11 protein-coding genes are annotated in these 13,298 nt (G+C 37.7%); 5 read left to right on the top strand and 6 right to left on the bottom strand.

Translation table 11 applies throughout. The features are described from left to right. Positions 1-81: 81 nt before the first annotated feature. The 3 genes from WFH39_RS04495 to WFH39_RS04485 all read right to left on the bottom strand — a co-directional run bounded on the left by WFH39_RS04495 (position 82) and on the right by WFH39_RS04485 (position 4,890). Positions 82-3,012 (bottom strand): reprolysin-like metallopeptidase, encoded by a 2,931-nt coding sequence (locus tag WFH39_RS04495; protein ID WP_336688970.1) that lies wholly within the window; start codon positions 3,010-3,012, stop codon positions 82-84. A gap of 205 nt (positions 3,013-3,217) precedes the next feature. Beyond that, on the bottom strand, positions 3,218-3,715 hold the full coding sequence (locus WFH39_RS04490; RefSeq protein WP_336688969.1) for a DinB family protein: 498 nt from the start codon (positions 3,713-3,715) through the stop codon (positions 3,218-3,220). Positions 3,716-3,750: 35 nt separating this feature from the next. Continuing rightward, the gene (locus WFH39_RS04485) at positions 3,751-4,890 is read right to left on the bottom strand and encodes an acyl-CoA dehydrogenase family protein (RefSeq protein WP_336688968.1); all 1,140 of its coding nucleotides are present in this window, start codon (positions 4,888-4,890) and stop codon (positions 3,751-3,753) included. 191 nt (positions 4,891-5,081) lie between these two features. Here WFH39_RS04485 and WFH39_RS04480 point away from each other — a divergent pair, with 191 nt between their 5' ends. The 5 genes from WFH39_RS04480 to purF all read left to right on the top strand — a co-directional run bounded on the left by WFH39_RS04480 (position 5,082) and on the right by purF (position 10,750). Then, positions 5,082-6,947 carry an endonuclease gene (locus WFH39_RS04480; RefSeq protein WP_336688967.1) on the top strand — a complete coding sequence of 622 codons (1,866 nt, stop codon included), beginning with the start codon at positions 5,082-5,084 and terminating at the stop codon, positions 6,945-6,947. Positions 6,948-7,073: 126 nt separating this feature from the next. Further along, positions 7,074-7,679 carry a SatD family protein gene (locus WFH39_RS04475; RefSeq protein WP_336688966.1) on the top strand — a complete coding sequence of 202 codons (606 nt, stop codon included), beginning with the start codon at positions 7,074-7,076 and terminating at the stop codon, positions 7,677-7,679. A 2-nt stretch (positions 7,680-7,681) separates the two neighbouring features. After that, complete coding sequence (locus WFH39_RS04470; RefSeq protein WP_336688965.1) at positions 7,682-8,377, top strand: DUF3307 domain-containing protein; 696 nt, start codon at positions 7,682-7,684, stop codon at positions 8,375-8,377. Positions 8,378-8,409: 32 nt separating this feature from the next. Next, complete coding sequence (gene purC / locus WFH39_RS04465; protein ID WP_214589744.1) at positions 8,410-9,129, top strand: phosphoribosylaminoimidazolesuccinocarboxamide synthase; 720 nt, start codon at positions 8,410-8,412, stop codon at positions 9,127-9,129. A gap of 121 nt (positions 9,130-9,250) precedes the next feature. Next, positions 9,251-10,750 (top strand): amidophosphoribosyltransferase, encoded by a 1,500-nt coding sequence (gene purF, locus WFH39_RS04460; RefSeq protein WP_336688964.1) that lies wholly within the window; start codon positions 9,251-9,253, stop codon positions 10,748-10,750. 72 nt (positions 10,751-10,822) lie between these two features. Here the strand turns inward: purF and WFH39_RS04455 are convergent, their stop codons facing one another. The 3 genes from WFH39_RS04455 to WFH39_RS04445 form a co-directional block, all read right to left on the bottom strand. Then, complete coding sequence (locus tag WFH39_RS04455) at positions 10,823-11,401, bottom strand: porin family protein (RefSeq protein WP_336688963.1); 579 nt, start codon at positions 11,399-11,401, stop codon at positions 10,823-10,825. Between the two features lie 119 nt (positions 11,402-11,520). After that, positions 11,521-12,237 (bottom strand): porin family protein, encoded by a 717-nt coding sequence (locus WFH39_RS04450; RefSeq protein WP_336688962.1) that lies wholly within the window; start codon positions 12,235-12,237, stop codon positions 11,521-11,523. Positions 12,238-12,484: 247 nt separating this feature from the next. Beyond that, positions 12,485-13,168: a porin family protein gene (locus WFH39_RS04445; protein WP_214589747.1), complete on the bottom strand. Its 684-nt coding sequence runs from the start codon at positions 13,166-13,168 to the stop codon at positions 12,485-12,487. Positions 13,169-13,298 lie beyond the last annotated feature (130 nt).

Below are 13,298 nucleotides of genomic sequence, written 5' to 3'. Positions count from 1 at the left end.
GTTTTATTTGGCGGACTCATAAAAAAAAGGCTGTCCGGAAACGGACAGCCTTTTACCTCAAAGCTTAATTGAGTGAAGCAATTAGTTTTTAATGAATCTCTTAGAGACTTCTCCAATCTGGATCATATAAGCACCTTTAATAAGACCGCTTACATTTACTGCGCCTCTTTCAAGTTTTCCTGAATTGATTAGTTTTCCACCCATGTCGAAGATTTTATACTCTTCGTTCGTTGTATTTGAAATATTTAAAATATCTTTTGCAGGATTCGGATACACTCGGATATCTGTAATCATATCTTTTGTATCTAAAATATTTCCTCTTCCTGATGATACAATATTTAAAGTATAATCTTCTACCTGACCGTACGTATACGTTCCACAAGAAGATGTAGGTACAGAGCTGTACTGCATCATCACTCTCATTCTTGTAGTTCCTACAGTCGCTGTTGAAGGAATCGTGATAGATCCTGTTACCGGACTTGTGGTAGATCCTGTTTTAGACCAAGCCAATTCTCCGCTGTCTGCGAAATCTCCGTCTCCGTTATAATCAATATAAACAGCATAAGCTTCATTATATTTGGTTGATGTCCAAACCGGAGTAATGGAAAGTGAGTAAGCAGAACCTCTTGTTACATTTGTAGAAACTGAAGTGAAGTTTTCGTAACCTGCCGTTCCTGTTGAAGTATTGTTAATGCTTCCGAACGTTACATTTCCTATTCTTTCATCAGCAGTATTATTCGCTGAAGCAGAACAGTAAGTAACTGCAGTTCCTGCTAAAGTGGTTACGGAAACTGTGTTGCTGGCAACTGAAACATTTCCTGCCGCATCTTTAGCTTTTACTGTAAAGCTGTATGTTGTTGAAGGTGATAAACTTGATACAGTATAGGAAGTTGATGCAGTAGAACCTACTAATGAAGTTCCCTGATAAACATCATAACCTGTAACACCTACGTTGTCTGTTGCGCCGGACCATGAAAGATTCGTACTTGTAGAAGTTGTTCCTGAAGCCGCAAGAGTAGGAGCAGTAGGAGCAGTAGTATCTGAAGTTCCTGAACCTGCGTTTACGGTAATGTTGGCATTGTTCACATCAAAGAAAATATGATTGGAACCTTTTACCATAATTCTTCCTGTTGTTGTAGAAGTATTCGGAATAGTTACCGCCTGTGTTCCGTCGTTTGGAGTTCCTGCCAATAGAGTAGTCCATGTATTTCCTCCGTCTGTAGACCAAAGAATATCTACGTTGGCTGCATTTACACCATTCGCTGTTGTTCCTGCCACATTCCATGTTACGGTTTGGGAAGTTCCTCCTGTAACTGTTGTAGCGGTATTTTGAGAGCTTACGCTGAATGGTCCTGCTGTTCCGTTTACTGTGATTACTGCATCATCCGAATTGTTTCCGGAACCTCCGGCTCTGTTATCGCGAACGGTAAATCTGAAATTGTATGTTCTGGCAACGTTTGATAATGCTTCAACAGTAATCTCAGATCCCGCTGTTGTAGTAGCTCCCGCGAGAACTGAAGCCATTCTCGGGAAATATCTTACAGGTGTAGTTTGCGGTGTCCATGATCTGAAAGTAGGTCCTGTCGCTTTTGTGGCACTCGCCGCAGAACTTGCTCCGGTTTGTGAAGACGACGCATTGTCCATTTGTTCCCAGATATACGTTAACGAATCTCCGTTTGCATCTGTTCCGGCTCCTGTTAACATAAATGGTGTTCCTTTCGGAATAGTATAATCCAGACCTGCATTGGCTGTAGGAATAGAATTTCCTGTACTTGTGCTTGTAGGGCAGGTTTTAGCTTTGATATTATTGGTAATCTGCTGAATGCTGATTGCGTGGAAGAAAGCATCTGAATGCGGCTGAATATCCTGAGAAGTAATTCCCGCATATCCCATGATGGTTGATCCTGAACCTGGCTCCATATTGGCTCCTGTTCCTTCGTTGTTCATGGAGAAAGTGTGGTTTCCTCCAAACTGATGTCCCATTTCGTGCGCTACATAATCAATATCGAAATTATCTCCTGAAGGAATTGCATCTGCCGGAGAAGTATAACCGCTTCCTTTAGAGCCATTGGTACAAACGCAGCCGATACATCCTGCATTTCCGCCTCCTCCTGAAGCTCCGAATAAGTGACCGATGTCATAATTTGCCTCACCAATAACAGAAGTCAGGGTAGACTGAAGCTCCGAATTCCAGTTACTCATGCTTGCTGCTGCAGAGTAAGGATCCGTAGAAGCGTTGGTGTAAATTACCGAGTCGTTGTTTGCGATTAAAACCATTCTTGCTGCAAAATCTTTTTCAAAAACTCCGTTTACACGGGTCATGGTATTGTTCATTGCAGCTAACGCATTCGCTTTTGTTCCTCCGAAATACGCTGTATATTCTCCTGTACAGGACAATGCCAGTCTGAATGTTCTCAGTTTTGCATCATCTGCATTTGGTCTTGCAACTAAATTTGTAGTGTTTGCAACGCCTTTCTGTGCAACATCAATAACAGTACATTCAAATTTGCTTAAATCGTCTTTCTTGTCGGATTTTTTGTAAACCACATACGTTGAAAGATCTTTTGAATAAGGCTCGATGAAAACCGCTGATTTATCTCCGTAGATTTCCATAGAAGACAGTCCTAATGGAGAAACACTGAAATAAACTGTAGAACCGGAGTCTCCCAATCCTTCACCAACGTACGATTTGATGTCCGGATATTTTGCTGCCAGTTGAGGATCAAAGTTAGAGTTTTCTCTTACTTTAAAATTTTCCATTTTTCCCTCAGAATTCGGGAACGAGATAATAATTTCAGACTTTTCTCCTGCTGCAAGTCTTTTTGGAGCTTTAGCAAGAGCATTTTTTAAACCATTAATATCCAGACTATAGATTTTTGGATTGTTAATGGTTAATTTGTTTTCAAAAATTTCAGTAGCTGATTTTCTTGACGATTCAGACCAAAGTCGATCGGTCTGAGCGAATGAAATACCTGATGCAAGCATTCCAATCACCAATAGCTGTTTTCTCATACAAGTTTTCTATTTGATTGTGGAATTCCAAAGCTAATGAAAAAATCGTTACGAAAAACAAAATTTTTTAAGAAAAATTTAGACAATACAATCAAACAATTATGCAATACATTAAATGTCATCATATAGTGAATTTCTCAAAAAAAGAAAATAGCACCCGCAAAATACGGATGCTATTGAATTATTAATAGTTTAATTCTAATTTTTAAAACTTGTCATCTGCAGTTGGTCCGTAAAGTCCCGGAACTTTATTTCCTGTTGATCTTAAATACACTACCAACTCACCGCGATGATGGTACAAATGATTATATAGAAACGAACGGATAACCTGAATTTTAGGCATTGGCGGAAATATCGAATTTCCTCCCATTTCCATTTTCCACTCGTTCATCATGGTGCTTTCATCCCAACTTTCAATGGCTTTCTGCGCTTTAGCAACATTTTCTTCAAATTTGGCAACAATATTTTCCGCTTTGGAAATATCACCTTTATCGTATTGGTATGTTCCCATATCGAATACATCCTGATTGAATGTTCCGTCGTACCAGTTGTAAACTTCTGCTACGTGAGAAGCCAGCTGTGCTGTTGTCCAGTTAATTTCAGACGGCTTGTAATCCAAAGCACTGTCCGGAATTGCCTGTAAAAGTTTTCGGGTGTTTTCTGCTTCATGCAAAAATTCACCTAATAATGCCTGTTTAATCATTTGTTGATGTTTTTTTGAAATAATTTAGTTAGAATTTATTTTGTAATATCTCTACCGATAACCAGTCTCTGGATCTCGGAAGTTCCTTCTCCGATGGTGCAAAGTTTAGAATCTCTGTAGAATTTTTCTACCGGGAAATCTTTTGTATAACCATAACCTCCGAAAATCTGCACCGCATTGTTAGAAATTCTTACACAGGCTTCAGAAGCGTACAATTTTGCCATTGCACCTTCTTTTGTCATTTTCTGTTTAGCATTTTTCAGAGTTGATGCTCTTTGGATCAACAATTCTGCTGCGACTATTTCTGTTGCCATGTCTGCCAACATGAAATTAACTGCCTGAAATTCTGAAATAGATTTTCCGAACTGCTGTCTTTCTTTAGCGTATTTTAAAGCAGCCTTATAAGCTCCTCTTGCTGTTCCTAAACTTAAAGCGGCGATAGAGATTCTTCCTCCGTCCAGTATTTTCATTGCCTGTTTGAAACCTTCACCTACTTCACCTAATCTGTGAGAATCCGGCACACGAACGTTATCAAAGATTAATTCAGCCGTTTCAGAAGCTCTCATTCCCAATTTGTTTTCTTTTTTACCGGAAGAAAAACCGGGCATTCCTTTTTCTAAAACGAAAGCTGTAGAGTTATTTTTAGCTCCTTTTTCACCTGTTCTCGTCATTACAACAGCGATATCTCCTGAAATAGCATGGGTGATGAAGTTTTTAGCCCCATTAATGATCCATTCGTCTCCGTCTTTTACCGCAGTTGTAGACATTCCTCCTGAATCTGAACCTGTATTGTGTTCTGTAAGTCCCCAAGCTCCGATTACTTTACCGGAAGCCAACTGAGGAAGCCATTTGTTTCTCTGCTCTTCGTTTCCGAATTCATAAATATGGTTGGTACAAAGTGAATTGTGTGCTGCCACAGAAAGACCGATGGATGGATCTACCTGAGAAATTTCGTCCAGAATCGTTACATATTCATGATAACCAAGACCTGAACCTCCGTACTGTTCCGGAATAACGATCCCCATGAACCCCATTTCTCCTAACTCATGAAACAAATCTTTAGGAAAAGTCTGGCTTTCGTCCCACTCCATAATATTAGGTCTAATATTCTTTTCAGCAAACTCTCTTGCCGTTTCCGCTATCATTTTGATGTTGTCAATAGTCTCTGTATTCATATAGATAATAGTTAGTTCCCAAAGATAATTAAATTGCTGTAACACCCAAAAAAATTATTTATGACATAAGGCGGCATCTGCAAAAATCTAGTTTTCAATTTTTTATATTCTTAAAATTAATGATATTTTAATAAAATTTTCCGAACTTTAAGCAGATTAATTTACTATTTTAGCCACCCAATTTTTAAAGCATGAAAAAATTTCTACTGCCTATTATTATGATTTCATCTTATTTTGCAGCTCAGGCTCCTGCAGGGTATTACGATGGAACGACAGGTTTGACGGGTTACGCCTTAAAGTCAAAGCTTCATGACATCATTTCGGCGAAAAATATAAACTGGAATTATGGTGATCTCACCAATTATTATAATCAGACGGATTTAGATAGATATTACGACTACGGACCAAGCAATACGACCATTCTCCTTGATATTTATTCTGAAATTCCTACAGGACCGGATGCTTATGAATATACAACTGCGAATATCATCGGAAGTGCTTCCGCAGAAGGACAAGGCTGGAATAGAGAACACATGATGCCGCAAAGTACATTTTACAGCAATTACCCGATGTACTCAGATTTGTTTTATGTGGTTCCAACGGATGCAAGAATCAATCAGCTTCGAAGCAATTATCCTTATGGAATCGTAGGTTCTACTATTTATTATACTTTTACCAATACTTCAAGAATAGGAAATTGTGCCATTCCGGGAATTACTTATACAGGGAGAGTATATGAGCCTATTAACGAGTTTAAAGGAGATGTTGCGAGAAGTCTGCTATACTTTGCAGTACGGTATGAAGGCAAGTTAGGAACGTTTAATTTTAATAATAACGCCAATCCGGCTTCCGATACCAATCCTTTGGACGGAACGGAGGAAAGAGCTTATGATCCCGCTTATATCGCCATGCTGCTTCAGTGGCATCAGCAAGATCCTGTTTCGCAAAGGGAAATCGACAGAAATAATGCGGTGTATGCAATACAGAAAAACAGAAATCCTTTTATTGATAATCCTTCGTGGGTGAATACAATCTGGGGGCAGACTCCGGATGCTGTTGCACCACAAACTCCTACAAACGTAAGCGTTACGCAAAACAGTGCTTATTTTACAACTTTAAGCTGGACTCCTAGTACAAGTACGGACGTAATCGGATATAAAATCTACCAGAACGGAACATTGGTAGGGACAACGAAAGGTACAACATTCAGTGTAGATCATCTTACTCCTTCTACAGCGTATACTTTTACTGTGAAGGCTTACGACAACGGATACCTGCTTTCTCCGGACAGTAATACGGCTTCTGTTACCACTTTAGCATCGGATATTTATGCTAAAGATCTGATGGTAACGAAATATCTTGAAGGAACTTCGAATAATAAAGGGATTGAAATTACCAATAAAACAGGACATCCCGTAAACCTTAGTGACTACAGATTATCAATCCAGTTTTCCAGCGGAACAAATTATTATTTTGCAGATCCTTATGAGCTGGAAGGAATTGTTCAGAATAACGAGACTTTTGTAGTATTGCATCCGGATGCCAATTTCTCCTGCTATACAATAAATCAGGCAAAGTTTGTAACGGCAGCTCCGCAGATGACGTATTCCGGAAGTCAGTATCTGGAACTGAGATATAAATCCTCAACGGTGGATGCAATAGGTGTTTCCGGTACAAACAATTTTTCAGTTTTAGGAAATATTTCTTTGTACAGAAAATCTAATATCAACCAGCCAACAACGTCCTTTAGCATTAGTGAATGGGATTCTTACGCCAGTAATTATTGTCAGAATTTAGGAACACTGGCAACCACAGAAGCTATTCTTGCCAGAAATAATGAGTTTAAAATTTATCCAAATCCTGTTAATGACAATGTTTTCGTTGATGGGAAAATAGAGAATGTAAAATCAGCACAGATTTTAGATCTTTCCGGAAAAATAATTTATTCCGAACAAAATCCTTTCAAAAACAAAAAAGGCATTTCTGTACAAAGCTTATCTACAGGTTCATATTTATTAAAAATTGATGATAAAATCTACCCGTTTATCAAAAAATAAGCTGTGATCTCCCGAAAAAGGGAAAGCAATATATAATCGATATAAGCAGATTCACTAATAATCATTATCTATAAGTGTTTCTGCTTATATTTTTTATTTATAAGTAATAATGCTTATATTTGCAGAATGATAGCGGTCATTACCGGAGATATTATAAATTCACAGCACGCGGAAACAGAAGTTTGGATTACCAAGCTTAAAAATCTTCTCGAAAAGTGGGGAAGTGCTCCTCATACATGGGAAATCTACAGAGGCGACGAATTTCAGTTCAAATGTAAGATAGATGAGGTATTCTGGCGTTTTCTTGCCATTAAATCCCTTATAAAAAGTCAGGAAAATTTAGACGTAAGAATTGCCATCGGTATTGGCGAAGAGAATTTTTCTTCTGAAAAAATCACCGAATCCAACGGAACTGCTTATGTACATTCAGGTAGACTGCTCAATGATCTGAAAAACGACGGACATACTGTTTCCATAAAAACATCCAACGATTCTGTAGACCGGGACCTGAATATTCTGCTGAAATGGTCTTCCAAAGATTTTGATTCCTGGACGGTTGCCAATGCAGAAATCATCCATGAGATGATTATGAACAGAGACATTACGCAGGAAGATCTTGCGAAAAAGTTTGCCATCTCACAGTCTTCCGTAAGCCAGAGACTGAAGCGCGCAAACTATGAACTGATCGTAGAAACCAATCAATATTTCAGAAAAAAAATATCCGAACTGTAAGCATGGTTTTTATTCAGCTCATATTGGCACATTTATTTGGAGACTTTATTCTTCAGCCAAATTCATGGGTTGCAGAGAAGGAAAGTAAAAAACTGAGAAGCAGATATTTATACCTTCATGTTCTCATTCATACGATTCTGAGTTTTATTTTCCTCTGGAATACCGAATTGTGGTGGATCGCACTTCTGATCGGAGTTTCACATTTTATTATTGACGCTGCGAAGCTTAGTTTTCAGACAGCAAAATCTAAAAAATCATGGTTTTTTATCGATCAGGCTTTACATATTGCCGTGATTGTAGGAATTTCCTTTTACTTCAAGGAATTTAATTTTGAATTTTTAAAAGATAAGGAAATTCTTAAAATTCTTATGGCAGCTTTATTTTTAACAACACCGGCTTCCATTTTTATCAAGATATTATTGTCTTCGTGGACTCCGGTTCCCGAAACTCAGAACAATATACAAACCGAATCTTTATCGAGCGCCGGAAAATATATCGGGATATTAGAACGTTTATTGGTTTTCACCTTTATTGTGGTGAATCATTGGGAAGGCGTAGGCTTTATGGTCGCTGCAAAATCTGTTTTCAGATTCAGTGATCTTGCTCAGGCAAAGCAGAGAAAGTTAACCGAATATGTTCTGATCGGAACCCTTTTAAGCTTTGGAATGGCGGTTTTAACAGGAATTTTAATTAAGTAATATATCAATCTAATAAAAAGTAATTTTAGAAAATGGAAAAGAAAGAAATGTTGTACGAAGGGAAGGCAAAACAGGTTTTTGCAACCGATAATCCTAATGAAGTAGTGGTACGTTTTAAAGACGATGCTACTGCATTTAACGCTCAGAAAAGAGGATCTGTAGATCTTAAAGGAGAAATGAACAATGCGATCACGACTCTTATTTTTGAATATCTGAATGCAAAAGGGATTAAGACTCATTTCATTAAACAACTGAACGAAAGAGAGCAGTTGGTAAAAAAGGTATCCATCATTCCTCTGGAAATGGTGGTAAGAAACTATTCGGCTGGAAGCATGGCGCAGAGACTGGGAGTGGAAGAAGGAATTAAATCTCCGGTTACCATCTTCGATATCTGCTACAAAAAAGACGAATTGGGGGATCCGCTAATCAACGATCACCATGCAGTGTTCTTAGGAGCTGCAACGTATGAAGAGCTTGATGAAATGTATGAATTAACGTCAGACATCAACGAAATCTTAATCGATCTTTTCGATAAAATGAACATCATCTTAGTAGATTTCAAAATTGAATTAGGAAAAACGGCAGACGGTGAAATTATCCTTGCAGACGAAATTTCTCCGGATACATGCAGACTTTGGGACAAAGATACGATGAAGAAACTGGATAAGGACAGATTCAGAAGAGATCTTGGTGAAGTTACCGAAGCTTACGTTGAGATCTATAACAGACTGAAAACGGTACTTGCTAAATAATTATCAGGCAGAAACCAGAAGTTGGATACCGGAAGTTTATCTGAATATGTAAAAAAGTTTTGTTACAAACTTCAGATTTCGAGCTCCCGGCTTCCACCATCAAAATTTAGAAAAAATAAAAATGAAAAGTTTAGACATTCATAAAAGTGAATATTTAAAACAATTTGAAACCCAGACCTACGGAAGAAATCTTTTCAGAACGCAGGAAGAAGAAAGATTAGATGCTCCGAATGAGGAATGCGGAATCTTCGGAATGTATTCTGATAATGATCTGGATACGTTTTCTCTTTCACAGTTCGGTCTTTTTGCCTTACAGCACAGAGGTCAGGAAGCTTGTGGTATTTCTGTTCTTAAAGACGGAAAAATCACCAATATGAAAGATGAAGGTCTCGTTTTGGATGTTTATAAGGAGATCCACGATCCTGAAACTTTTATGGGAAATTCTGCGATCGGACACACCCGTTATACGACTGCAGGAGACAAAAAGAAATATAATTTTCAGCCGTTTTTCGCGAAAAACGAGTACGACCAGATTATTCTTTCGATTGCGCACAACGGTAATTTAACCAATGCCAAAGAACTGAAAACGCAGCTCGAAGCTGAAGGGGTTGTATTCAGAGCAACATCCGATTCTGAGGTGATTTTAAGATTAATTCAGAAAAACCTTGATTTAGGACTTCGCGGAGCTATTAAGGCAACCATGGAAAAAATTGAAGGTGCTTATTCGGTTGTCGGGATGACGAGAAATAAATTCTTTGCATTCCGTGATTTCAACGGAATCCGTCCTTTGGTTTTGGGAGCAATCAATGAAAACTCTTATGTTGTTGCTTCAGAATCTGTGGCTTTAGACGCTGTTGGTGCACAATATGTTCGTGATATTTTACCGGGAGAAATTATTTATACCAATGAAAACGAACCCGGAAAACTTCATTCTTACATGGTGGATGAAGAAAAAGGAAAGCAGAGAATCTGTTCTTTTGAATATATTTATTTTGCAAGACCCGATTCTACTTTAGAAAATATTAATGTTTACGAAATCAGAGAAAAATCCGGAGAAAAAATCTGGCATCAGGCTCCTGTGGAAGCAGATGTTGTGATTGGAGTTCCGGATTCCGGAGTTCCGGCTGCCATTGGTTTTTCTAAAGCTTCAGGAATTCCTTTCCGTCCGGTTTTAATTAAAAACAGATACATCGGAAGAAGTTTCATCGTTCCGACTCAGGAAATGAGAGAAAGGGTAGTGAACCTGAAATTAAATCCGATTATTTCCGAGATTAAAGATAAAAGAGTCGTGATTATTGATGATTCCATTGTACGTGGAACCACTTCAAAAAGACTTGTTAAGATTCTTAAAGATGCAGGTGTGAAAGAAATTCACTTCAGAAGTGTGTCTCCGCCAATTATCGCTCCCTGTTACCTGGGAATCGATACGCCGTCGAAAGACGATCTTATCTCTGCCAATATGTCTACAGCAGAACTCAGAGATTATTTGGGAGTAGATTCTCTTGAATTCTTAAGCGTTGAAAACCTGAAAGAAATTTTAGGCTCTGCCAATCACTGTTTCGGATGTTTTACCGAAGAATATCCTGTAGGAAAAGGAGAGGAGATAGAATTATTCAATTAAAATATTTCCATAAAAAAGAAAATGTCAGACTTAAAATTTAAGTCTGACATTTTTTATTGTATCCGAAATGGATCAGAATTTATACGCTACACCAACCTGGAAAACGCCGTTTCTTACTGCGTCACCTGTATTGTTTTCTGCGATATCCGTAAGTCCTGCAACATATCTTGCCGTAATTCCGAATTTCTGCTCAAAATAATATCCTGCTCCAAGACCTAAACCAAGATCAAAACCTTTGAAAGCCTGATCTACATCTACAGAACCTCCGTCTCCTTTTAATTTCTGGCTGATTGCAAAACTGAACTGTGGACCAGCTTCAACATATAAATCCGGAAGAACATTGTACTGTACCATTACCGGAACTGAAATATAATCCAGATTAAGCTTTATAGAAGAATAGGTTTTGTCTTTAGCACCCATTCCGTTATACAAAACTTCCGGCTGTACGCTGAAAGAACTTGCTACAGGAATGTTTGCGAAGAAACCTCCGTAGAATCCTGCTTTTGCTTTAGAATCGTTGTCGTTAATGGAAGATACATTAAGTCCTGCTTTTACTCCGAATTTTACCGGTGAAGCTGAAGCTGCTGCTTTTTCCTGTGCGAATGATAATGTACCTGCTGTAATCGCAAGTCCTAGAAAAATCTTTTTCATAGTCTATTAATTTTTATGAATGTTTATTATTAAAGTGCTGCAAATTTAATAAAAAGAAAAAGATCAGGCCTCATGATGAAACCTGATCTTTGTTATGAAATCAAAAATTGTTTTTTTATTTAAAACTTATAGTTCAGACCTAGCTGAAATACTCTGTTTGTATTTACGTTTTTCTGAGCATCGGTTACTGCATCAGAATTGTTGTAAATATGCGTAAGACTGTTTACATATCTCGCATTAATTCCTAGATTACGGGTAAAATAATATCCCAGACCGACTCCAAAACCTAAATTGAACTTTTTAATATCATCTTTATTAATGCTTTCTGAAGCCGATAAAGTCTGTGTGGTGGTTGTTCCGGAAGTTGTTGTGGAAATAGTTTGCTCACCTTTGTTTTTACCGTCTACGAAATAACTTACTTCCGGACCTGCTTCTACATAGAAATTGTCGGTAGGTTTCATCTGAAGCATTACCGGTACGGAAATGTAGTTCAGTGTAGTGCTGTAATCCTGCTTGGTTCTTACGGTGGTAGCTCCTGTGGTAACTTCCGTATCGGAAAGTACACTTTTTGCACCCATCTGGTTGTATAAAACTTCCGGCTGTAATGCAAACTTTTCAGATAATGGTACATTTACGAAAACACCTGCATTAAATCCTATTTTCTGGTTTTTGGCAGCAAGTTTCTGTTCACTGAATTGGGAAGCGGTTGCCGCTCCTTTAATACCAAATCTTACAGGCTCCTTCATTTTCATCGGTGGGGTAGCTGTTTTTTTTACTTCCTGTGCAAACACAAATGCTCCTCCCGTTACTGCCATTGCTAGAAATAACTTTTTCATAATTTTACATTTAAATTTTACTACTTTTTTGTTACCTGAAATTTTCATTCAGGTAACAGTTATTTTACAAAATGCTTGCCAAATAAAGGATTTCCGGATTTTTAAAAGTTAATAATTCACAATTTTTTGAGTGAATTATTATGCATTGGATAATGTCATTCAGATCAAATAAAAAAGGTCAGGCTTCATGATGAAACCTGACCTTTTTATCTATTGAAATCAAAATTGTTTTTACTGAATCAGCTTCTTAGAATTTGTAAGCTAAACCAACCTGGAATGTATTGTTTCTTGTAGCATCAGAACCATTTGGTCTGTTTTTAGCAACGTCAGTTACACCTGCAACATATCTTGCAGTAATACCAAGGTTATCTGTGAAATAATATCCTGCTCCTAAACCGATACCAAAGTTAAACGTGTTTAGGTTGTCTTTATTGATGTCATCTGTATAGCTTGCTGAAGAAGTCGTTGTTCCTGAACCGTTGGTTACAGTAGTAGTTCTGTCTCCTTTATTTTTTGCGCTTACCAGGAATCCGAATTCAGGACCTGCTTCTACGTAAAAGTTGGGAACAAAGTTATACTGGAACATTACCGGTACAGCGATGTAATCTAAGTGAGTTGAATAAGACTCAACATTTCTTGTTGTTGTACCTAATGCTGTAAATTCATCTGTATTTTTAACTTTAGCTCCGTACTGAGAGTACAAAACCTCCGGCTGAACACTGAATGAACTTGCTAAAGGAATGTTTGCAAATACACCTGCGTTGAATCCTATTTTAGATTTTTGGTCTTCAAGACTTGCATCTTTAGATAGAGAAGCTACGTTCATCCCACCTTTGATACCAAATCTTACCGGGCTTGAAGATGAACCCGTCGTCTGAGCGAATGCTAATGAACCAGCTGTAAGTGCTACTCCTAAAATTAACTTTTTCATAACTTTAATTTTTTAATTTTTACTATTTTCTAATTTTAAATTTTACTACTGTCAAAATTTTTCGTTTGACGCAGAGTATCTTTCAAATTGCTTGCCAAAAAATAAATTATGATAAATGTCATAAAGAAAT

The organism is Chryseobacterium sp. MMO-72 (assembly GCF_037146035.1).
Lineage (GTDB): Bacteria > Bacteroidota > Bacteroidia > Flavobacteriales > Weeksellaceae > Chryseobacterium > Chryseobacterium indicum.
Note: the sequence above shows the minus strand (reverse complement) of the source record. Positions and strands in the feature narration are given on the sequence as shown.